This window comes from Bacillus sp. 22475 (assembly GCF_052044835.1).
GTDB lineage: Bacteria > Bacillota > Bacilli > Bacillales > Bacillaceae_G > Bacillus_A > Bacillus_A cereus.
In genome coordinates this window covers 69,793-93,105 of record NZ_JBQENW010000012.1, presented here as the reverse complement: position 1 = coordinate 93,105, position 23,313 = coordinate 69,793, and the positions used below count along the sequence as shown (strand labels likewise).

The window sequence follows — 23,313 nt, the reverse complement described above, 5'->3', positions numbered from 1 at the left end:
GGGTTTTAGAGTATATAAGCCGTTTACAGGGGGGATTATTCCACATGTACAGGCTTAATTTCGTTGATAATTATCTAAGTCATCACGAATTAGTTGTATTTTCATAGCCAGATACCTAAATTTATTGTCACATGTATCATTCAGTTCAGTCCACCAAATAAAAATGACCTTTTGAATTTCTTTTTCTTTTAATGTAGTTGTTTTGAGTAATTTTACTTTATTGGTTTTTAAAAGAAATTATTGTTATATTTAGCATCCAAATAGGGTGTTTTTTTTATGCTTTTTAGTAGTAGATGTACAAATTATTAAGAGGAAATGTTGATTTGATTAGAATTTAAATTGATAAAAATATCAAAAAACAATTGGAAAATGCACAAATATCTATTTGCCTAAGTTAATAGATATGGTCTAATAAATATAGAAAGAACGAAAGGGGGAAACAAATTGGCAAAGTTAGCACTGATACTAGGAATGATACTTACAGCACTAACACTCATTGAAAAAGTCCTAGTCATCCACGAAAAAGTAAAAAAGCTCAAAACCAAACGAAAACGCCCAGCCAGACGTAAACGAAAATGATTTTGAGCGGAAGAGAGAAGTCCACCTTCTCTCTTCTATACACATTATAACAACTTGCCAATTTGTAAACAATATGAAGAAAACAAGTAATTCATCGAACATCTTAATTATTTTCGTTACACTGTTTTACTTTGCGTATTTTCGAGATTCAGTGGAAGCGAGTATTTTTAAAACTGTTTTGGATATCGTTTTAATCATTCTTTTAGTCCTTTATATAATAAATACTGCATTACGACTTTATGAGATATTTAAAGAAAAAAGAGGTGAATAAAGTGTACAAGTTTGAGGATAAAGAGCAACTGCTTTCTTTTTTACATGATGAGGTATTAACGACACCAGAGGTAATGGATGTTTTAGGGATTAGTAAAGCGAGAATTAGTAAAATGATTAAAGATGGTAAACTTGTGCCATTTAAGAAGATGGAGCGGGTGAGTTTATTTCTACGTGAAGATATTGAAGAGAAGAAAAAAGGGCTAGAAGCATTGAGGAGTAAATATCGCCCTTATAATGAATGATTAAATAAGTTTTGGTTTAAGGGAGGGGGAAAATTGAGTGGTAGTTAATACACTAAAAAAATCAAAAGAACTAAGGGGAATCCTGATGAATTACTTTCTAGTTATGGAGAATTCATCGTTTAGTTTTAATGAATCTGATATTCCAGATTATGATTTAGACTCTCATGATTTCATTAAGTTTGCCGAATATGAATTAGAGCAAATCAGTAATAAACAAGGTGATATGAATAAGATTCATTTAATTAATTGTATTTCTCATTTGAAAAGAGCTATAGAGTGCCAAATGGATATGTGTTTGCAGGTTTTAGGGTTATCTAAGATTGTGAAAAAAAGTAATTTAGGCTTCGATAAAAAAATGGAGTTCTTCAGCAAGTCAGGCGTTTTTAACTCTCGTTCACTTACTAGACTCAATGGAATAAGAAATAAGTTAGAACACAGTTATGAGATTCCAAAGATAACAGAAATTGAGACATACTTTGATTTAACTGTTGCTTTTGTATCAGTTCTAGACTCTATAATAATTTATCGAAGTTCCTGTGTAGGTGCTGAATTCTATATAGAATCAGATGAATTTAATGAATTAACATTCTTCTCTGTTGAGTATATATATAATGATGTACCAAAAATTACTTGTGAAATTAATAGTTTTAATAGAGAAAAGATGGAACCTATTGTTTTGAAAAAAATAGAAGTTACAGCAAAAGAATATGAGGAATTCCCATATTTTTTGAAAGTGTTTTTATTGTTGCGTAGGTCTGAATATACGATAAATATGGAACGTGCCTTAAAAGATTTAAGTAGTTTCTAGAAATGAAAAGCATTTGAAAAGAAAGTTATTCATAAAGAAAAACCAGTATAGAGTAGTAAAAATAGTTCATATGAAGAGAAAATAGCCGTTCATCTTAGACGGTTATTTTTTTTAGTAAAGAAAAAAGAGATGAAGATAATTCATCTCTTTTATACGTTCTTGTTTTCAGTAACACCTAAATGTTTTTTTAATGCATCTTGTAATACTTGTGAGTAGTTTACATTATTAGCTTTTCCCATTTTATCAAGCCAATGGGGAATAGTTAATGTTTTCTTTACTGCTTTATTTTCAATTTCACTACGGAATGGTGGCATCCATACTTCCATTAATCCGATTACTTGATTCTCTTTAGTTTGAATAGAAGCTGGATTAGAAGCTGATGGAATACTTCCTTTTTGCTCTTCTATTTCGTATAGATGAGTTGCTAACGTCTTTTTAGCCATTTCAAAGGCATCTTCATAGTTAGTACCATTAGCATGACAATTTGCTAAGTCAGGGAATGTAATAGTAACCTGCTCATTAGAAAAATCAAAAATAGATGGGTAGATGTAGCGATCTTGGTAAGTGCTCATTAGCTTTTCCTCCTGCTAAATATAGTATAATGGATTTACTTCTTCAATTTCTTGATAATAGAAATGGTAAAGACCAGAATCCATAAAATAATCACTATTAAGTAGATAGTTTCCAATATTTGTAAATTAGAAAAGTCTGTAACAATAAAGAAACGAATTGTTAAAAATAAACAAATAGTATTTAAAATCAATGAAGTTTTTGACATATAGATATAGGAGATGATAATATTTTTTTGAGAAACCCAACCAGTTGGTTGAGTTTCCAATTGGGTGACTTGCGCTTTCTTCGCTTAGGTTTTCTGCTTGGTCGGCTGGAACCTTTGCGTTGAGGACGCTTATTTTTTTCTTCTTTGCTTTCTTTAAGAAGTATGTAGATCGCTAAGATGAAAGAAGAAATCCCACTTACTTTGTCTAAAATATTTAGAATGTCCATCTCCCTTATTCCCTCCTTTCTATACACGTATTATAACACGTGTTAAAGTTATTTGGTTGAATAATCTATATTTTTATAAAAAAATATAAGGATGTATAATGTTGAAAGGGAAGTTATTGAGAGTATTTTCATTCAATATAAGTTTGTTCAATAGAGGTAAAAGCTTCATTTTTGTCGTACAAAAGCCACCTAATAGCAGATGGGTATTAATGACAATTATGTTATATAAAACTTCATTTACCGTATTGGGTAATAAATTATATAAATCTTTGTAGGCACTACGGTCATTCTTGTAGCGTCTTGTTTGTTGTTAAGGGAAGATAACAAAACAAATGAACACAATGAACGAAAAATTATGAAACCTTTCAAAATTAGTCGTTTTTATTTTGTATAATGAATCTAATTAGAAAAGGGGAGATGTTGGTGTGAGGAATTTGAGTCGTTTTACTAATCCGTATTTCGAAACGAGAGGAGAAAAAGAAAATGGAGTATACGAAGTAGTTAGGCATAAAGGGAATGAGCAACTTCCGTTCAAAGAAAAATTCAATTCATTAAAAGAAGCTAGGATGTTCATTTATCAATATGCTCATAAGAATCCGGAGTGGTTAAATATAAATGGTGATATAAGTGAATTTAACTTTAAAGAGGATAGAAAACAAAATTCTTGGCATGGAAACGTAATTGAAAAGGTATATAAAGTGCTATATAAAGACTTAAATGAATGGAATGAGTGATTATCAAAGTAGCGAATCCGCTACTTTTTATTTTATAAAGGAATTAACGGAGGGAGGGGCTAGACAAATTACTTCCTATTAACATAGAAGGTGGTGGGTGAATGGCAAGGGTGAGTAATGAACTTGAAGGGTGGAAGGATATAGAGGATTACGAAGGTAAATATCAATTCAGTAGTTTAGGCAGAGTTAAAAGTTTAGATAGGATTGTTAGACATAGTGGGAATCATGAAAGGATACAGCAAAGGAAGATATTAAAATTAACACTTAACTCTGTGAGTGGGTACTTGCAGGTGGCGGGTTCTGTTGATGTAGGATTAGGATTTATGATTGATGCAAAAGTAAATGTTAATGGTTCACCGCAATATAAAGTTCACAATAGCAAAGGCAAAATATACTATGTAACAGCAAATGAAGCCTATGTGTATGTGAAGTAAAAACAAGAGCCGTCAAATGACGGCCTTTTTTATTTTATAGCAATTAATTAACTTATACCTGTTAATCACAAACAACAGGTATGGTATAATTATATATGTAAGGGAGGTGAGAAACATGGATTGGGACTTAACAGAAAAGGTTCTTGAAAATCTAGCTTACATAGTAGGCATGGTGGTAGGAGTCACAATAACAAAGAAAAATATAAACGATATGAAAAACAGAAAGGAGAAGAAAAAGCAAGAAGAGATAGAAAAAAGCCTAGCCCGCAAGACTAGACGCAAATAACACAACGGGGGAAAAAATTCCCCCAACCTTAAAAAAATTATAACACAAATCCAATCCATGTAAAAATGAAATTAGATAGAAACACTATCGTATTAGTATTATTTTTAATATTAGTGGTTACAGTGACAGATTATAGAGCAACAGAGATGACCACCTACTTAGGCATTATGGCTACGGTGATTTTAAGTGTAGCATTGATTATTAATTTAATTGCTATATATATGAAAGGAAAGGGTGAATAATATGGATAATGTAAGTGAGGAAGATAAGCGTAAGATAGCACAAGAAGTTGTGTTAACAGCTCCTGAAACTGCAAATGTTTTAGGTGTTACAACTCAGCGATTACACACGCTTGTAAAACAAGGTCGTATAACACCTTTGAAAGTATCAAATCGAATTGCAGTTTATTTTCGTCCTGATGTAGAAAAGTTAGCGGAAGAGTTAGCGCCATTAAGAGAAAAATTTCGTCCTTTTGAATAAATAGAGCCGATTCCAATTAAAGGAGTCGGCTTTTTTTATTAGGATGTTTAGAATTTACTTTTAGATAATGCCTTAAGTATTGGATTTATGATTTTACTCAGTAAACGAAATGCGTTAAATATAGAGCGTACAAACTTCATGAAGATGAACCTCCTAAAATAAAGGACATATCTTATTCCTTTATTTCTTTTATTGCGTTTAGTGAATCGTTAAAGTATGTCAAACCATCAATTACAGATTGTTCATACCCTTTAACCTTTTCTTTATCCCTTTCGTCTAAACCTGAAAACATGCCGTCTACTGCCTTTTGATATACTATTAAGGAATCTATCAGTCCGATTTGTAAATCTGTGTACTCCTGAGGTGGGTGAAGGGATTTTATCTTGTCAGCCTGTATTTGTACTTTATCATACTGCGCTTTTAATTCGTCTTTATTTGTCAATAGTGTTTTATCTTTTTCAATTATTGGTTTCGTTGCGCGTAATTCAGATTCAAACTTATTAGCAAGTTTATACACTGTCTCTTGATACTCTTTTATAGTACTGAATCTCGTATTGTCTTCTATCTTGTCTTCCTTTTTAATTACATCTTTCTCTTTGCTTGCTTCTTTTTTACTAGCTTCTTCATCTTGTATTTTCTTCTCTAACTCGTCTTTCTCTTTACTTATTTTTTCTTTACTAGCTTTTTCATCTTGTATCTTCTTTTCTAACTCGTCCTTCTCTTTATGTAGTTTATCTACTTCTTCATTTAACGATTTTATAACATCCTTATCAGATCTTGTTTCAGTTTTCTTTTCTGACTCTGCTACTTGTAAGCTATCAGTTTTCTTTTCTTTTTCTATGTCATTATTTGAACAACCTATCCCTGATAACATGATTGGGAGTGCTATACATATTAGTTTCTTGTTCTTCATTTCTCCTACTCCTTTAATTCTTATTTAATAGATTCACTCTATACTCTATTGTTTACGTCTTTATCCTGCTTACTTGTTTTCTTAGCGTTTCCTTGCTTTCATAACTACTTTACTTTCTAATTCCATCATTTCAAATGTATCACCGTTAAAGGATTTTATCTTGAATTCCGCATATGGTGGTAAGTCTATACCTTCTTTCTCTGAACCATGCTCTATAAACTTCTTATACGTGAAAGTCATTATTTTCTTAATCCCATCGTACTTCCATTCACCCAACATATGAGTTTGTTTACGCTCTTCTTTGTCTTCACTCTCATACATTAAGAATGTACCATCTTTCTTTAAGTCAAAACCTAAATTAAATTCACCATTTCTATATGTACCCCAATCAGCGACTAACTCTTTACCGTTTGCGGAGATATTAACAGTTCCTTCATTAGCGTCTTTTATTTCTTTCTGTTTCTTATCCATTACTTTCTGTTGTACTCCAGGGAATTCTTTTTCAAAATCTTCGAATGATGTTTCCCACATTTCAGGTCCAGAGTCTATATCACGCATACCTTTTTCTAAAACTTCTTTTAGTCTTGCAGTACTAATACCACCGACCATAAACTTTCTAACATCTTCTTCTACTCGGTTTAAGCCTTCTCTACTATCTTTTATACCCGATTTTATAACATACTCATGGAATTCTTCATGCTTCTTAGGTGGGTTTACAGCTTCTAACTCATTTAGTACCAGTCTTGTATCTGTAATCGCATCTATAGTAGGTTTTGTAAGTTCCCCACCATCATCAAACATTGTTTTAATTTCTTTATCTAGTCTATCTAATTCTTGTTGTAAGTCCAGACGTAACTCAAATAAACGAGTGACATATTCTTTTTCTGATAGTTTCTTTGTACTTACGTCTTTCTTACCTACCGCATCTGTAGGATACCCCTCAACATTATCTATATCCTTCTTAGATTTGCCTGTATCGGATTTCTCTTCTTTACTATAGGAGTCTAATTGGATTTCTTCTTTCGGCTTAGACTTCTTTTTCGCTTCTTCTTGTTCAGACTTGATTGTTGCTAATGCACCTCTTAGTTGTTGCTCAATTTGTTCATCGCTATAGTGCATTCTATTCATATCTTCTATTAATTTATCAGCTTTAAAATGTTTATCTACCAGTTTATATTCTGATTGCGTTAGTCCGTATGTTTCAGTAGTACAGCCTGCCATTAACATAACAGGTAAAGCTAACGTTATTAGTTTCTTTGCTTTCATTATGTATACTCCTTTTTGAAAGAATTGTAATTAATTAACATATGAAACCATAACATAAATTACGTAAATAAGATATATAAATATTTCATCTTTTATTGATAAGGTAGCGGTGAATGATTCACCGCAATATAAAGTGAAAAAATCAAAAATTAGTGTCTTCTATATTACAGCTAATTGAACATATGTAGAGGTACCATAAAATAAAAAAGCCCTTCTCGAATGAGAGGGCTTTTTTATTTTATAAATCAAATTGAACTTGTTGACCATCAGTAATCGTATCATACGACTTTTGCTGGTATGTTGAACTTGTAATGAATTTGACATTAGTAATATCTTTTGGATCTCCATTAAAGAACAAACCTAGGACACGTTCTTGTTTAACTTTCCCAAAGTAATCAAAGGAAGTGCTTTTTTCTGTAATGAAATTACGATTGGCTTCTAATTGTTCGCCATTACTTAGTACTACCTTATCAAAATTAGAGAAGCTAATATTCTCATCTGAGGTATTTTCCACAGTATAAATAACTTGAATATAATGTAGTTTTCCATCGTTAGTAGGTGTAGCTTGATAGACTTCTTTAGCCGCATTTAACGTTTGTTCTGAAAGGTCAGATAGTTCAAATAGCTTGATGTTTTGAACAGTCATTTTAATTGGAGCTACATCAATAGTTTGATTAATTTCTTTAATTTTCATAAGCTCAATAACTCCGCCCTGAGCATTGTATTTTTGCTTTTCTCCAACTTTAGTTAGCAATGTTTTTTCGTTAGTTTTCGAATTGCTTTCTTTAATACCTTTTTGGTCTGAGGCAGTAGGCGCACTCTTTTCTTCTGTTTTTTCTTCTGAGCCACAAGCCACAAGTGCTAGGGAGAAAAATACAGAGACAAGTAATAATAGATACTTTTTCAAATTAGTTCCTCCTAAAATATATTGCGATATTAAGTATAACAGATATATGTCGATTTCATAGGATAAAATTAGGTTTACAGGAAAAATATTCTTGATTACTGTTAACTTAAGTCAACTTATAGTGTGTTATAAGAGTATAAAGAATAGGAGGTGAACAAAGTGGATTGGATAATAATCTTAGGTGTATAGCTACAACAGTAACGGTTTTCTCTCAAGTAACCGCAGGTGTTAAAAACATCGTAGATACATACTACAAGGTAAAAGAGGAAAAACAAAAGAGTCGCCCCGACCAAGGAAACGACTCAGAATAAGCACACAGGGGAGGGAAACCTCTCCTGCATTTAAGATTATATCACATTCCATATTATTATGAAAAAATTTATCTGGACGAATCTACCTGTAGACATTGTTTTAGTGTTTATTGTATCAATTCTTGATTATAATAATTTAAACACTTGGGGTTATATCTGTATCGTCGGTACCATACTAGCGATAATTCTAATGATAATCAACATGGTTATTTTGTATATAAAGGAGAAGAAAAATGTATAAATTTGAATCTAAGGAAGAACTAATAAAATTCGTAAATGATGAAATAGTGAATACTTCAGAGGCATTGAAGATTTTAGAATGCTCAAGGCAGAATTTAAATAAGTTGGTGAAGTCGGGGACGTTAGTACCGATTAAAGAGATGGTTCGAGATAGGTTGTTTTTTAAAAAGGATATTTTAAATAGGAAAGAACAGATGAAAAAATAAAACAGGCCAAAGTTATATAATCTGATATTTAAACCCCAAGATACATAATAGAGAAGAAGAACCGCTACTCTCAGGCGACACTTATGGAGAGAATAAGAAAAAGGGTGTAGATTATAAAAACTAAAGTTTCAAAGGAGGATTCCTTTTTTATAAATGCATTGAAAATCCCACTTTATTAACGCTTTTTCGAAGTAGAAATAGTTTTAGATATTCATAAAGCGGGTATTCCTAGGGTTTGCTTTCATGATTTACGTCATACCCATGCAACGCTACTACTAGCTAAGGAAGTGAATCTGAGAATTATTTCTAATATATTAAAAGTTATAGTAACATCAAAATTACATTAAATATTTCCTGGCGTGTGCTGCGAACGATGCAAGAGATACAATCAACAAAATTGAATGAATTTTGTAGGTGATTTGACCAATTCTGTGACCATTGGTGTTATAAAGTATGAGAGTAATCAAATAAACCTCCACCCTGTCGGGGTGGAGGTTTATTTGATTACTCTTCTTCTTGCATTAAGAATTTCCAAAAACGTTTTAATTCTTCACGCTTTTGGGATGGTGCAAACTTTATATCTTTTAGCCATTGATCTAATTCTGTTTTGTTTCTGTCCTCTGTAACATTAAAATCTCGCCCTAGAAGAAAATCAGTAGATACATCAAAGTAATCTGCTATACGTATCAAGGTATTGTAATCAGGTTGACGTTCATTCCGTTCGTACATACCAATTGTACTTTCACTTAGCTGAAGCGAGTGAGCAAGTTCTTTTTGCGTAATTCCTCTTTGTTTTCTTAAATCACGAATTATATTTCCAAACGTTTTCATTCTATCACCTGATAATATATTAACACAATATGTGTTAAATAATTAAAATTTTTAAAAGTTGATAATTAGAATCTATTGACAACACAAAGTGTGCAGTTTATATTTTAAGTAACAACACGAAATGTGGTTTTAGGGGGAGAAGAAATGAATTATGAAAGAGTGGCCAAAAATCTAATTAATTTAAGAAATGAAAAATCTAGAGAAGAAGTGGCAAGGGCTGTGGGAATCAGTGTTAGTACATTGCAAATGTATGAAAATGGTCAGAGAATTCCAAGGGATAATATAAAAATAAAATTAGCGAATTTTTATGGTGTTACAGTCCAAACCATTTTTTTTGATTCAGAACAACACGAAGTGTGTTGAATAATGTTAGATTATTAAGATTATGTAGTTATTTTTTAGAAGTGTAAGTTTGGGAAGTGTTTTGGGAAATTTTACATAAAAACAATATTTTTATCATTATATATAAATAATAGGAGTGTATTTGTATGAACATGAAAACATTTGAAATGTGTGAAAAACGATTAGCGGAACTACTAGGTGCAAAGGTACTATGGGAATTTATAAGTGCTGTTACAGAAGAAATTGAAAAACAAGAATTAGAGTCTACACCAGGTTTATTAGAAGATCTATTCGTACATGTGAAAGAAACCATTCAAATTCAAAATATGAATCAACGCATAACAAAAGCCCCTGTAAAAACAGAGGCTGATGGTATAAATAAAGATACATTATTTATGGAAGCATATGTAGAATTAATCAATCATAAGTTTGTTATTTCTGAATTAGCTGTAGAGCTTTCATCTGTTCTAAAAGAATTAAATTGTTTTGTTCAATCATCTTTGCCACAGCTTCAAAGTGAGCTTGATTCTCAAGAACCTCAATCTGCTTCTCTTTAGGGAGTGATTGAAGTATTTCTTTTATTTCTTTACATTCGTATATGTTATTCTCCGAGTCTTCGATTAATTTATTGCGACGATTGGTGTATTCAAGTGCACCTAAGGTCGCTAATGCGCGAGGATCTAATCCTAGAATTTCCATGTATTCCTCTCCTTTCCTCTACAATAATTCGATAGGGGGAAGGAGATTCCTTTAATGAATTAGTAGAGTCTTTATGTAGCTATACAAATTGTTAATGTTTAGTAGACATGTTACCAAGCAGGAATGTAATAGAATTAGACTTTAAAGAGCTTCTAAAAAAGATCAAAAGAAAGGGGAATCCAGTAATTCTCACTCTTTTTCCTTAAATAATCTACATATGATACGGTTGTTTTCTTTTATCATGAATTTTACATTGGATTCTTTGGGGAAGATTAGGTAGATAAAGGATATGGGGGATGAATGAATAGATAAATAAAATGAAAGAGAATTGTAAGAATTATAGGGAGTGTTAAGGGGTTATTAGGTGGAAATTTTAAAGTATTTAAGAGTGGGAAGGTGTGTATCAATCGTTACTTAAAAAGTAAAAGATTAGTTATTAAATAGGGAGAAGTGTCTAAGTTACTTGTATAGATGAAATAATGGAGCATATGACATTAAAGCATGATGACACATGTTGAAATAAATAGAAGGGGATATTTAGGTAGGCTAAGCAGAGAAATAAGGCATGCTGAGAAAGTGACTATTGAATTCGAAGAACTTAAAGTGTGAAAGGTAGCACTTATGTAAGAATATCTATTACTAATTTACTCTATATAAAAAAGTAGCTGCACAAAAGTACAGCTAGTCTTCTTCACAAATTTATATGGCCTCGATGACGAATTGGGATTGAGGTATATATAGTAATTGAGCTGCTAAGGAAGCTGTTGTGTTAGCAAATGGGTATGCTTCCTTATAAAGAAATTTACTATACACTATTTCATTCATTTCAAAGGTCGTATACAGTTTTTTAAGGATTTTTTGAGAAATTTTATTTGTACAAGCAGCAATAAAATCAAAATCTTTTTTACTTATCTCTTGAATGGCATGTGAAAGAAGGGTAGTGACTATACCACTTCCCATCCAATCTGGATGACAAGCGCCCATATCTAGATAGACCAATTTTTCTTTATCTAAATGAGAAAACTCAATAGATTCTGTCTCTAATGTATCTAAAAGTTGAAAAATAGGTTCCATTTGCGGGCATAGTTCAATCGCTTTCTCTGTATCTATTAATGGCTGGGTTAATTTTTTTGTTAAAAGAACTCCAACAATTTGAAAATTTTCTATTGCTACAAATGACATAGCTTGAGATGCAGCTTGTTTCATCATTTCTTCGCACATTTTGTGAAAAGGAGCAAAAGGAATTTGTAAACTGCTTACAAGAGGTTCATTATTCACAAAAGAATGTGCAAGTAAATGTGCTGCATCTTTCACGTGGTGTGTATCAAGTAGCTCTATATTCATATGTTTTTCCTCTTTCCTGATATAGTGAATAGTAATTAAAAGGATTAAAAATTTTATTTCATTTAGTTAAGTTTAACTATTAAAGCGCTAACAAATATGGTTATGAAACATATGAATGAATCTGTTTAGTAGCAATCGAAATATGTTTATAAAGAAATTCTACGATCTCATCTATACATTCAACAGTTGTATATGGAGAGATAGAAAAGAATTTTAATGTAGAAATCGGATTTCTATCACAACTGTTTATTGTGTCTACTACACATGAGCGAGTTGTATCGCCTAAAAATATTTGATCGCGATTTTTTCCTAGATAATTAAATAGTTCTATATTTAACTGATTTGTATCCTCAATTTCTTCTTTTGTTGCAAGACCTATTCGTTCTTTTTCCCAATTTTCTTGGCCATCTCCATTCATATAGAAACGAAAAGTTGTAATTGGTCCATATGTAAAATCATTTGTGATTGCGACTTGAGGGAGGGCCTTGCGCAACTTCTCTCTAAATAATAGATTTACACGAATATAATTTGCTAATATTTTTTGATATCCTTCAATTCCAAAGGCTAATAGATTGATATACATTGGAATAGCACTACCAGATCGTGAACATTCTAAGGTATAGCCTGTATGATAACTTCCATATGACCTATTACCAAGATAAGGTGTGTCATCTTGTTCAATGTCCATCAGTTGTAAATCAGTATGATTTTTTACAATTAAAATACTTGAAGCATAAGGTGTTTGTCCTAATTTATGAAAATCAAAACATACACTATCAGCAAGTGCCATGTATTGCATTTTATCTTGTACGTATAGTAAAGCATTTTTTAAGTTAGGTTCAAATGAAAGTGGATTTTCTTCGAAATTATAATTATTAAAGAAACTATAGAATCCACCCATTGCAGAATCCGCATGGATATAAATAGGTTTTAATTTATATTTTTTTTGTATTGATTCAGCGCTCTCTTTAATTTTTTTTATATCATCAATGGTAAAAGTATCTGTTGATCCCATAGTAGCTAGAATATAAAGGGGGATACCGCCATTATTAATAACTTGTATCATTTTGGCCTCTAAATCATCTATATCCATAGAATTTGAATAAGGATCAGTTTTCACTTTAATTAAGTGATTTGATCCAATTCCAGTTGCTTCAGCTGATTTTAATAAACTATAGTGTGCATTTTCAGAAGTAAAGCAATATACATTTTGTGGAGCACCATATTCTTTTGCTAATGGGAATTGTTTAGAAATTGCTAAACGTAAGCTCGAAAATACACAACCTTGTCCACCCCATGTTGTATAACCACCGCTATTATGCGGATTATAACCAATCAGTTTTGAAAGCATGGATACAACTTTTACTTCTGCTTCTGCTGCCCCTGGGCCATAGACATCCCAAACACCATTACCATTTAAAAGTGCCATGGTTAGTATACCCAATAATGATGGAATACTTGGTAGTGGTACAGCATTCGATAAGTAGTATTTATTTGGATAAGGATGGCCATTCATAAATTGGTTTAGCTCTTCTATAACCTCAGACATATTGATTCCAGCTAGTGGTATATGACTTTGGTGAATCAAGCTATTGTAGTATCCTTCTGATTTTTCCTCACATTTACCTAAAGTAGCTCGCTCTTCATTTTTTAATCGGTCAAGATTTTTAATTATTTTCTGCATAGATTCTAATAAAAGTTGTTGTTTTTCTTCATTTCCGTCAACGCTCGGAAATAATTTTAAAATATCTTGCATGCAGTCACTTCTCCTTGTGAAAAACTGGATTTTTATTTTACTTGGTTAAACATAAGGGTGTAATAATTTGTAATTGCCCTTTTGAATACTTAGAAATGAGGAGCTATTTAGAAAAAAATGTAATTCCATAGAAGATTATATGAATTATAGAATTTAAAGTAAAGAAAAATTTTTTGATTTATTTCAAAAAAACTAATTGTGAGATAATGAAGTTTCTAAAAATATTTCTGAATTAATTGTTTATTTGGTTTGCATGATGCCCTAGCATGTATGCAACTAATGTAGTAGGTAATTTAATCTAATGTAGAACTATTATAAGGTAGTTGAATATAAGAGCTCAACTACCTTATAAACTGTAGATATTGTTGGAAAAAGAGAGAAAAATAGGGTGGAAGTGTTAAAGATATGTTCTAGTTGAGAAGAAGTAGTAGTATGGATTTGGTAGAAGAATCAGCATAATTTTTGTAGGTGAATAATGATCTGATCAAAGCTTTTTAATGAATTCAATTTCATTATCTAACAATAATGGACGAGTTAAGTGTGAAGAATTTTCTTCAACCTGAGTAGAATTTTTTGCACCAGGAATAGCAACTGAAACGGCAGGATGACTTAAAACATAACGTAAAGCAACTTGCGCTAAACTTCGATTTGAGCGTACAAGTGAACGTAATTTCTCTACTTTGTTTAAGCTATCTTTAAACCACTTTTCTTTGGGCCAATCTTTTCTTAAATCATCGTCTGGAAATTTAGTTTCATGATTAAATTTCCCAGTTAGAATTCCCATTTTAAGTGGACCTCTTATCACAGCACCTAAATTATGTTTTTCAATATAAGGAAGGATGTCTTTTTCAGGTTCTTTATTCAAAATACTATAATCGAATTGTACGACATCTAAATCATTATCCTGATTAAAATGTTTTATATAATCTAAATCATTAGTAGAAACACCAACAGCTCTTACTTTGCCAGATTTTTTTAAGGTTTGGAATGCTTGTAGAAAGGCTTCTGTTTCTTCAGGTTTATCCCACCAAATATGACAAAAGTACACATCTATATAGTCAGTTTTAAGCCGCAGTAAACTAGCCTCAAACGCATCAATGATCTTTTGAGGATCTCCATAAACGGCTGGTTGATCGGGGTCATAATGATGACCAATTAAACCACCTTTTGTAGAAAGGATTATATCTTGCCTGCGATTATTTATAGCTTTTGCAACGAGTGTTTCACTATGACCTAATCCATAAACATCAGCAGTGTCAATAAAATTGACCCCTAGATCAATTGCTTTCTCAATTGCATCAATGGATTCATTATCTTTTACTGCCCCCCATTCATCTCCACCAATTGCCCAAGAACCGAATCCTATCTCTGAAACTATTAATCCCGTGTTACCTAATAATCTATATTCCATTATGTACGGACTCCTCCTTTACAGTTTATGTTATTAGAAATATATATAGCGACCAGTTGGAATATTCTTGAATTTATTTTTGGGGTATAAATTAGGTTATTTCCTTTAATAAAATATGTAAGATTACTGTATAAAAAGAAATTAGAATTATTAGTGAAATGGTTTTTTATGCTTAAATTGAATAAAAGTATGAACGGTTAAAGTATAAATATGAGTTTTATTCATTATTTTAATAACTATGCAATAAGCGAAATAAATGTTGAATTTAGTCGGAAAATATAGATTTACAAATTGCAGAATATGTACATATAGTTGTAACTGTAAATATTATCCGTTTTTAAATATTTATAAAAGGAGAAATTCATATGAAAGAAATACAAAAGAAATATGAAATTGTAGAAGAATTGGATGCAACAGTAGGTCAAGAAGCATTATGGATAGCTCATCAAATGGAAATAGAAAAAGGAATGAACAATGAACCGATTATAATAAAGTTAAAAGGAAATCTTCAAATAGAGGTTTTAAAGAAAACGCTTACTACGATAGTGCAATCACATCCGGCGTTACGTACAATATTTAAGAAGAGGGATGAAAAAATAAAGCAATTAATTCAAAGGAATGTAGAATTTGATATACCAATTAAGGACTTAACTGCTTTTAAAAACACAGAACAAAAATCTATTTTTAAAAATTTCTTAGAATCTATAGTGAATGAGAAATTTAGTTTAGAGGAGGGGCCTTTGTTTAAATTCCACATCATTAAATTCAGTGAAGATACATTTATTTTACATTTAATGTTTCATCACATTATTTACGATGGATGGAGTTTAGGAGTTTTCATCCGACAATTATCCAATACGTATGGTGAATTACTTCAAGGGAAGACGAATGTAGAATTTGAATCTCCTTATAAGAACCTCGTAGAGTATGAGGAGGGTTTTATTGATAGTGCAATATATAAAGATGGATCATCGTATTGGAAAGATTATTTACAAGGTGAATTAACTCCTACAGAGTTTCCTATTGATTTTAATAAAATGAATGAAAAAAGATATACAGATAAAAATATAAGTAAGAATATTAATTCGGATTTATTTTATCAAATACAATGTTTTGCTAAAAAAAATAATATAAGTATTTATCGAGTAATGTTGAGTACTTATTGTACCTTACTTCATCAAATGACAAATGCTGAAGAGATAATAGTTGGTATTCCAATTAATACTAGACCACATACAGAAGAACGAAATACTTTTGGTTACTTTGTTAATACAGTACCTATACGTATAACAATAGAAAAGGGAGATACATTTAAGGAGATACTTAATAAAGTGAATAAATCTATTCATCTAGCTATTACGTATAAACATAATCCTTACTCACATATAGTAAAAGATTTAAATCTAAATACAAATACAAATGATACTATGGTATATTCCACAGCATTTAATACGATGAAGATACCGGAGTTAAAAATTCCTGATATTGAGTCAACAGTTTTAACAGATTGTAAAAGAGTAAATCCTTTTAACATGACTTGGAGAATAATGCGATATGAAGGGGAAACAGAGAATAAAATTGAGATTGACTATAACTCAGCATTATATAAACCAGAGAGTATTAGTGATTTAGTCGAAAGATATATATATTTGTTACAAAAACTAATGAAGAATGTGAACGAACCTATCCATTCATTGGATTTACTTTTAGAGAAAGATCATCGTCTAAACAAAGAAATGAACTCAAATGCCCTTACATATCCTAATTCAAAAACACTAGATCAATTAGTTGATTTACAAGCATTAAAATCGCCAAATCAAATAGCAATTTCAATGGGGGATAAATCCATTACCTATTATGAATTGCAGCAAAGGTCAAATCAAATAGCGAATTATTTACGTGAAAATGATTTGAAAAAGGGACAACGTGTAAGTATTACAATGGAGAGAGAGATTGATACCATTGTATGGATTCTAGGCATCTTAAAATCAGGTGGAGTTTATGTACCAATTGATCCAAAGTTTCCTGAAAAAAGAATAGAATACATCTTAAAAGATAGCGAAAGTCAAATGATTATTACGAAGAAAGAATACAGGGGATTGGTTGAAAGGTTTGCGATTCATACAATTTATCTAGAAGATTTTCATTACGCTAATTCTATAGAAAATATTGCGTCTACACATACCATAGAAGATGCAGCTTATATTATCTACACGTCAGGTTCAACGGGTTTACCAAAAGGAGTCGTTGTACCACATAAAGGCGTAATTAATTTATCATATTCAGTAATCAATGCATTTCATTTAGGCAAAGAAGATGTATTTTTACAATTTGCAACGATCATTTTTGACGCCTCCGTTATGGAAATATTTCCGATTTTGCTATGTGGAGGAAGAATGCATTTAATTTCTGAAATCGAAAAACGTTCAGCAGAGGAATTTATAAATGTAATTCAAAAGAATGGTATTACAAATGTGGTTTTACCAACTGCGTTTTTTAAATTAATAGCTGATATGCCAAAAGAAATGTTACTTAAATTAAATTCTGTAAAACGTGTATTTGTAGGAGGGGAAACTTTACCTGTTGAATCAGTTCGTAAATGGCAAAGTAAATTAGGGCTAAAGATTCCAGTTCTTAATGCATATGGTCCTACTGAAACTACTGTATGTGCAACGATGTATGAAGTAAATGGTGAGATACAAAAAGAAATCTCTAATATCCCAATAGGTAAACCAATTGCTAATAGTGAAGTTTTCGTGGTTAGTCCGTTTAATACGTTATGTCCGTCAGGTGTAGTAGGTGAGTTATTTATTGGCGGTGATGGAGTTGCCAACGGATATTTAAATCAAAAGGAAAAAACAAAAGAGGCGTTTATTTCTTTCGATAAATCCTATAATCATGATAAAAAGATGTATCGTACTGGAGATTTAGTACGTCTTTTACCGAATGGAAATTTAGAATTTATCGGAAGGAAAGATAATCAAGTAAAAATACGTGGGTATCGAATTGAGCTGGATGAAATTGAAGGAACATTATTTAAACATCCAGAAGTGAGAGATGCTGTAGTATTCACTTATCAAAACGACAAAATCGTTAGTTTTTATTTATCAAAAGACAATACAGAACTAAAACAAGAGGCATTAAAAACATTCTTAAGTGAAAGTTTACCAGATTTTATGATGCCAAATTATGTATTTCACCTTGAAAGTTTTCCTGTATCACCAAGCGGGAAACTAGATAGAAAAAAATTAGAATTACAAATCCCATCTTTACTTGAAAACATGCAGAAGCAATATGTCCCACCAATAAGTGAAACAGAAAAAAGATTGGCAAAAACATGGGCAGAGATTTTAAATTTAGGGAAATATAGAATCGGCAGAGATGATGACTTTTTTAAACTTGGGGGACATTCATTAATTGCTGTGCAAGTGTTAAATCAAATTCAAAAAGAGTTTCATCTGAAAATTGAAATTAGAGATATTTTTGAGCATACAACGATTGCTAGTCTGTCTGCTTACATCGATAAATTAATGGCAGTAAATCATGATAGGGAAGAACAGGAGACGCAAGTATTAAAAGTTGCAGATAAGGAAAGTTATCAATTATCAAGTGCTCAAAAAAGAATCTGGTTTTTAAATAAGTATAACGCCATTAATAGAGTATATGATACACCACTACACATATATATTGAGCCGAGTTTAAAAAAGGATATTTTACAAGATACCATAAGATTTTTAGTTGAACGACACGAAATGCTACGAACAGTGTTTATTGAAAGAAATGGGGAGCCTAGACAAGTCATCTTAAACTCAATAGCGATTGATTTGATTCACGATGAGATTGAACACATGTCTAAAAAAGAACAACAAGAATATATACGTACAATAATAAATCAAACGGATCATACACCATTTGATTTAGAAAATGGCCCTCTTTTTAGGATTAGAATTTTTAATCTGAATAAGAAAAATTCTTATTTATATATCAATTTACATCACATTATTACAGATGAGTGGAGTGTAAGGAATTTATTAGATGAATTAATGAAGGTATATAGTGCCTTTGCAAAACGTAGAAATCCTGAGTTGCCAACTATCTCTAATCGATATGTAGATTATGCTGAGTGGGAACAGGAGCAGTTAAATTTAGGTCGGTGGGATACGGAAAAATCTTATTGGATGGCCGAACTTGCAGCACCTCTTCCTATACTAAATCTTCCTTTAGATTTTAGTAGGAATCGTCAAAGTACAAATAAGGGTACAGTATTTGAAATGAAGTTAGATAATGAAATGAAAGAGTCTTTGAAACAAGTATGTGAACAAGAGAATGTTTCTATGTATATGCTATTTTTAGCAGCGTATATTCAATTGTTACATTATCTAACGGATCAAAAAGATATTATTGTAGGTACACCGGTTGTTGGAAGGAATCATCAAGAATTTGAACAAATACAAGGATTCTTTGTAAATACCCTAGCAATTAGAACACAATTAAATGATGTGAAAAATTTAACACAGCTATTACAAGTAGTGAGAGAAAAATGTTTGAATTCTTTCCAAAACCAATCGTACCCATTTGATAAAGTAATTGAACAAATAAATCCTGATAGAAGCTTTGGAAATAACCCGATCTTTTCTACTATGTTTAGTTATCAGAAAGATATTCTACAGCAACATGATGCGTACAAGCTTCAATTGTTACCTAATAAACAAGATATTAGTAAGTTTGACATTTCTTTAGCTGTTGAGGAAGGATTTGATTATGTAGAGGTTTCATTTGAGTATGATATTAATCTCTTCAAGGAAGGGTCAATTAATAGGTTTACTCAAAATTTACTTACTATACTGGACGCATTCATTCATCAACGAACAGTAGCATATGAAAATCTTTCATTCCTATCACAGGAAGAAGAATCTTTATATAAAAAGGTAAATCATACAGAAAGACTATATCCTTATTTTCAAAATATACAGGAGCAATTCTATATGCAAGTAGATAGACAATCCAATCGGATTGCTATAGCGACTGCAACGGAATCTTTAACATATAGACAATTAAATATGAGCTCTAATCAAGTAGCTCAACATTTACTCGAAAAAGGTATAAAAAGAGGTGATAAGGTAGCCATATTTTTAGATAGAAGTATGAATAGTATCGTTTCTATGCTTGGAATATTAAAAGCCGGTGCTGCCTATATACCAATCGATGTAAAATACCCTGAGGATAGAATAAATTATATAGTTCGTGACAGTGAGGCATGTAGAATTATAACGAGTTACAAATTCAAAAGTCATTTGAATGTAAGTGATTATAAGGTTTCAATAATAGAGGATATATATCGTACGACTATAAATGATGATGTGAAAATTTTAAATAAACCAGATGACTTGGCATATGTAATTTATACTTCAGGCTCAACAGGAAAACCAAAAGGTACATTATTAACGCATAAAGGAGTATTAAATTTAGTTGAATGGAGAAATGAAGTATTTCAGATTTCTCCAAATGATAAAGTAACACAGTTTTATTCCCATAGTTTTGATTCTTCTGTATCGGAAATTTTTTCTACCTTGTTAAATGGGGCGGAACTATATGTATTAAGTGATGAACAGCGCTATTCAACTGTCGCATATGCTCAAGCTATTCAAGAAACACAAGCAACTATTTCTGACTTACCTACAGTATTTTTCAATGAATTATCAACTTCATTAACTAAACTGGATAGCGAAAAGATATGTTCTTTAAGATTTATAATAATGGGAGGAGAAGCTGCATCAACAAATGCTATTAGAAGTTGGCAAAATACTTTTAAAAACCAAGTACAGCTGGTAAATGAGTATGGCCCTACTGAAGCAACCGTTTCAGCAATGTATTATTTCATACCAGTTTTAGAAGGCGACAATAATCTTTTAAGAAGCATACCAATTGGTATTCCTATTTCTAATACAAAGGTTCATATATTGAATTCATATATGCAACATTGTCCGGTAGGGGCTATGGGTGAATTATATATTGAAAGTTTAGGATTGGCCCAAGGGTATTGGAAGCAGGAAGAAAAAACAAAACAGACATTTATTTCAAACCCATTTTCAGAAGACAATAGTAAAAGATTATATCGAACAGGTGATTTAGCAAGGTGGTCACCAAATGGAAATATAGAATTTATGGGGAGAAAAGATAAGCAGGTTAAAATTAGAGGGCACAGAATTGAATTAGGTGAAATAGAAGATGCAATGTTACAACTTGAGGGGATAAGTCAGGCTGTAGTAACCCAAACGGAAGATGGAATGTTACTGCAAGCTTATTATAAAACAGTGGACGGTATAGGGGTAGAGAAAAATAAGTTAGCAATACATTTATCAAATGTATTGCCAGAATATATGGTCCCTAAATATTACTCTCATGTGTTAGAAATACCAATAACGGCGAACGGTAAAATTGATTTTGAAAAGCTGCCAAAAATAGAGTTTGGTCATGAGCAAAAAGATGAGTGTAAACTTAAACCTCAAACTAAAGTGCAAAAAGACATTGCAAAGGTATGGTCTGAAGTTCTAAACGTAAAATCTATAGGTTTAAAAGATGATTTCTTTAATTTGGGTGGACATTCTTTAAAAGTTATGCCGGCATTAGTTAAATTAAAACCGTTATACCCTAACTTGAAAATTCAAGATTTCTTTAAGTATAGAACCATAGAAAAATTAGCCTCTCATATTGAAGAGATGGAAAAGATGTTGTTAAAGAAAGAGAAAAATATGAATGTAGCATGTATGGAAAATGAAACGAAAACGACTCCGGTTTATGAAACAACTAAATCAGAAGAAAGTGAATTAGATATGGTGAATTATCCGAAAACAGTTTTCCTTACAGGGGCAACTGGATATTTAGGAGCACATATTTTAGAAAGGTTATTACAGTTGCCATCTACGACTATTTACTGTTTAGTAAGAAAAAAAGAGAATCAAGTAATTGGTGCAAAGTTAAAAGAAAGAATGGAGTTTTATTTCGGTAAAGAAATCCTCCAAAAGTTGAAGGAGAGAGTAGAATTAATTGAAGGAGATTTATCTTTGATGAATCTAGGTCTAGATTCAAAGCAATTGGACCATTTAAAGAATAGGGTAGAGTCAATCATACATTGTGGTGGAGAAGTTAGACACTATGGAGAACGTGAGCATTTTCAAAAGGTAAATGTTCAGTCTACAAAATACTTATTGGAATTAGCTAAGAACACAAATGCACGTTTTCATTATATATCGACTTTAAGTGTAGTAGGTCAGGCTGAAAGTGATCCAAAAGAATTTGAATTCTTTGAGTCTAATTTTGATAGAGGGCAAAATTTAGATAATCTGTACCTAGAAAGTAAGTTTCAAGGCGAGAAAATGGTCAGAGAAGCAATGAAAAAAGGAGTTCGTGCCACGATATACCGTGTGGGGAATTTAGTGGGTAACTCCAAAACGGGTAAATTTCAATGCAATATTAATGAAAACGCATTTTATAGATTATTAAAAGGGATATGCCTATCTAGCATAGCTCCTGATGTCAATACGTATGTAGATTTAACGCCTGTAGACTATGGAAGTTTAGCTATTACTGAATTATCTTATAAGGCCAATACAGTAAATAAAACCATGCATATTTGTAATCCAAATCAGCTTAAATGGGATCAATTTATTAATAGTTTACAAGCTTTTGGATATGATATCCTGTTAATGAAACAAGAGAAGTATATAGAGAAGTTTTTTAATACGAATCTAACTACTGATGAACAGAAAGCTTTAGAGCTCATAATGCCTTTATTAGAATCTGTAGAAGAGCTATCAGTAGCTATACCATCTTGTTTATACACGCAAGGATATTTGAAGAATATACATTGTTTAGAGCCAAATCAAGAGTATATCAATTTGTTATTAAATTATGCTATGAGTATAGAGTATTTACCATTAATTAAAGAACCAATACTGTTGTAGTATACTCTATCTATTTTGAGCAAAAGAGAAGAAGGATTTCACTTCGAAACTTTTTATTTAAAAATCTTAATTATTTGAGTACAAAAAATAAAAGAATGTATAGCGGAGAAGTAATAATGAAAAAGAACCTGTTTTCCATGGAAAACAGGTTCTTTTTGGGGTAAAGATAACTTAGGGGTATGGAAAAGATTCCTTCCCAATATGATTGGGATCGCACTATCGAGAATATAAATATGCAATTATGCATATTTATATTGAATATTTTTAATAACTTTAAAATCT

Annotated in this window: 20 protein-coding genes and 2 pseudogenes; 13 read left to right on the top strand and 9 right to left on the bottom strand. The window is 31.4% G+C overall.

Annotated elements, in window-relative coordinates; all coding sequences use genetic code 11:
• Positions 1-444: 444 nt before the first annotated feature.
• The 3 genes from ACTJJY_RS19325 to ACTJJY_RS19315 all read left to right on the top strand — a co-directional run bounded on the left by ACTJJY_RS19325 (position 445) and on the right by ACTJJY_RS19315 (position 1,902).
• Complete coding sequence (locus ACTJJY_RS19325; protein ID WP_440606306.1) at positions 445-579, top strand: hypothetical protein; 135 nt, start codon at positions 445-447, stop codon at positions 577-579.
• Positions 580-818: 239 nt separating this feature from the next.
• Positions 819-1,094: a helix-turn-helix transcriptional regulator gene (locus ACTJJY_RS19320; protein WP_440606305.1), complete on the top strand. Its 276-nt coding sequence runs from the start codon at positions 819-821 to the stop codon at positions 1,092-1,094.
• Between the two features lie 37 nt (positions 1,095-1,131).
• On the top strand, positions 1,132-1,902 hold the full coding sequence (locus ACTJJY_RS19315; RefSeq protein ID WP_440606304.1) for a hypothetical protein: 771 nt from the start codon (positions 1,132-1,134) through the stop codon (positions 1,900-1,902).
• A gap of 149 nt (positions 1,903-2,051) precedes the next feature.
• Here the strand turns inward: ACTJJY_RS19315 and ACTJJY_RS19310 are convergent, their stop codons facing one another.
• A complete protein-coding gene (locus ACTJJY_RS19310) occupies positions 2,052-2,474 on the bottom strand; it encodes a type II toxin-antitoxin system HicB family antitoxin (protein WP_325857766.1) in 423 nt (140 codons plus the stop codon).
• Between the two features lie 187 nt (positions 2,475-2,661).
• Positions 2,662-2,907, bottom strand: a complete 246-nt coding sequence (locus tag ACTJJY_RS19305) for a hypothetical protein (RefSeq protein ID WP_242321396.1) — start codon at positions 2,905-2,907, stop codon at positions 2,662-2,664.
• A gap of 425 nt (positions 2,908-3,332) precedes the next feature.
• Between ACTJJY_RS19305 and ACTJJY_RS19300 the strand changes: the two genes are divergently transcribed.
• The 6 genes and pseudogenes from ACTJJY_RS19300 to ACTJJY_RS19275 all read left to right on the top strand — a co-directional run bounded on the left by ACTJJY_RS19300 (position 3,333) and on the right by ACTJJY_RS19275 (position 4,841).
• A complete protein-coding gene (locus ACTJJY_RS19300; RefSeq protein ID WP_371399820.1) occupies positions 3,333-3,641 on the top strand; it encodes a hypothetical protein in 309 nt (102 codons plus the stop codon).
• A gap of 101 nt (positions 3,642-3,742) precedes the next feature.
• Positions 3,743-3,925, top strand: a pseudogene (locus ACTJJY_RS19295) (NUMOD4 domain-containing protein); the annotation flags it as partial.
• Positions 3,926-3,931: 6 nt separating this feature from the next.
• Positions 3,932-4,075, top strand: a pseudogene (locus ACTJJY_RS19290) (N-acetylmuramoyl-L-alanine amidase); the annotation flags it as partial.
• Positions 4,076-4,190: 115 nt separating this feature from the next.
• Positions 4,191-4,361, top strand: a complete 171-nt coding sequence (locus ACTJJY_RS19285) for a hypothetical protein (RefSeq protein ID WP_088345101.1) — start codon at positions 4,191-4,193, stop codon at positions 4,359-4,361.
• A gap of 65 nt (positions 4,362-4,426) precedes the next feature.
• Entirely contained in the window at positions 4,427-4,603 is a 177-nt protein-coding gene (locus tag ACTJJY_RS19280; RefSeq protein ID WP_179887905.1) for a hypothetical protein, read from the top strand.
• A 1-nt stretch (position 4,604) separates the two neighbouring features.
• Positions 4,605-4,841 carry a helix-turn-helix domain-containing protein gene (locus ACTJJY_RS19275; RefSeq protein WP_000370979.1) on the top strand — a complete coding sequence of 79 codons (237 nt, stop codon included), beginning with the start codon at positions 4,605-4,607 and terminating at the stop codon, positions 4,839-4,841.
• A gap of 172 nt (positions 4,842-5,013) precedes the next feature.
• On the opposite strand, the gene ACTJJY_RS19270 is transcribed toward ACTJJY_RS19275, so the two are convergent.
• The 3 genes from ACTJJY_RS19270 to ACTJJY_RS19260 all read right to left on the bottom strand — a co-directional run bounded on the left by ACTJJY_RS19270 (position 5,014) and on the right by ACTJJY_RS19260 (position 7,927).
• Entirely contained in the window at positions 5,014-5,754 is a 741-nt protein-coding gene (locus ACTJJY_RS19270; protein WP_098341544.1) for a DUF7018 domain-containing (lipo)protein, read from the bottom strand.
• 81 nt (positions 5,755-5,835) lie between these two features.
• The gene (locus tag ACTJJY_RS19265; protein WP_440606303.1) at positions 5,836-7,020 is read right to left on the bottom strand and encodes a DUF3994 domain-containing protein; all 1,185 of its coding nucleotides are present in this window, start codon (positions 7,018-7,020) and stop codon (positions 5,836-5,838) included.
• 238 nt (positions 7,021-7,258) lie between these two features.
• Positions 7,259-7,927 (bottom strand): hypothetical protein, encoded by a 669-nt coding sequence (locus tag ACTJJY_RS19260; RefSeq protein WP_060852627.1) that lies wholly within the window; start codon positions 7,925-7,927, stop codon positions 7,259-7,261.
• A 544-nt stretch (positions 7,928-8,471) separates the two neighbouring features.
• Between ACTJJY_RS19260 and ACTJJY_RS19255 the strand changes: the two genes are divergently transcribed.
• Positions 8,472-8,684, top strand: coding sequence for a DNA-binding protein (locus ACTJJY_RS19255; protein ID WP_074643278.1), 213 nt, complete (start codon positions 8,472-8,474; stop codon positions 8,682-8,684).
• Positions 8,685-9,188: 504 nt separating this feature from the next.
• Here the strand turns inward: ACTJJY_RS19255 and ACTJJY_RS19250 are convergent.
• The gene (locus tag ACTJJY_RS19250) at positions 9,189-9,515 is read right to left on the bottom strand and encodes a helix-turn-helix domain-containing protein (protein WP_074643275.1); all 327 of its coding nucleotides are present in this window, start codon (positions 9,513-9,515) and stop codon (positions 9,189-9,191) included.
• Between the two features lie 144 nt (positions 9,516-9,659).
• On the opposite strand from ACTJJY_RS19250, the gene ACTJJY_RS19245 reads away from it, so the two are divergent.
• The gene (locus ACTJJY_RS19245; protein ID WP_001105582.1) at positions 9,660-9,878 is read left to right on the top strand and encodes a helix-turn-helix transcriptional regulator; all 219 of its coding nucleotides are present in this window, start codon (positions 9,660-9,662) and stop codon (positions 9,876-9,878) included.
• A gap of 125 nt (positions 9,879-10,003) precedes the next feature.
• Positions 10,004-10,414: a hypothetical protein gene (locus ACTJJY_RS19240; RefSeq protein ID WP_440606302.1), complete on the top strand. Its 411-nt coding sequence runs from the start codon at positions 10,004-10,006 to the stop codon at positions 10,412-10,414.
• An 841-nt stretch (positions 10,415-11,255) separates the two neighbouring features.
• Here the strand turns inward: ACTJJY_RS19240 and ACTJJY_RS19235 are convergent.
• The 3 genes from ACTJJY_RS19235 to ACTJJY_RS19225 all read right to left on the bottom strand — a co-directional run bounded on the left by ACTJJY_RS19235 (position 11,256) and on the right by ACTJJY_RS19225 (position 15,067).
• On the bottom strand, positions 11,256-11,900 hold the full coding sequence (locus ACTJJY_RS19235) for a hypothetical protein (protein WP_440606301.1): 645 nt from the start codon (positions 11,898-11,900) through the stop codon (positions 11,256-11,258).
• 100 nt (positions 11,901-12,000) lie between these two features.
• On the bottom strand, positions 12,001-13,656 hold the full coding sequence (locus ACTJJY_RS19230; protein WP_440606300.1) for a pyridoxal phosphate-dependent decarboxylase family protein: 1,656 nt from the start codon (positions 13,654-13,656) through the stop codon (positions 12,001-12,003).
• Between the two features lie 484 nt (positions 13,657-14,140).
• The gene (locus tag ACTJJY_RS19225) at positions 14,141-15,067 is read right to left on the bottom strand and encodes an aldo/keto reductase (protein ID WP_440606299.1); all 927 of its coding nucleotides are present in this window, start codon (positions 15,065-15,067) and stop codon (positions 14,141-14,143) included.
• A 365-nt stretch (positions 15,068-15,432) separates the two neighbouring features.
• On the opposite strand from ACTJJY_RS19225, the gene ACTJJY_RS19220 reads away from it, so the two are divergent.
• Positions 15,433-23,031 carry an amino acid adenylation domain-containing protein gene (locus ACTJJY_RS19220; protein ID WP_440606298.1) on the top strand — a complete coding sequence of 2,533 codons (7,599 nt, stop codon included), beginning with the start codon at positions 15,433-15,435 and terminating at the stop codon, positions 23,029-23,031.
• The last annotated feature ends 282 nt before the right edge of the window (positions 23,032-23,313 follow it).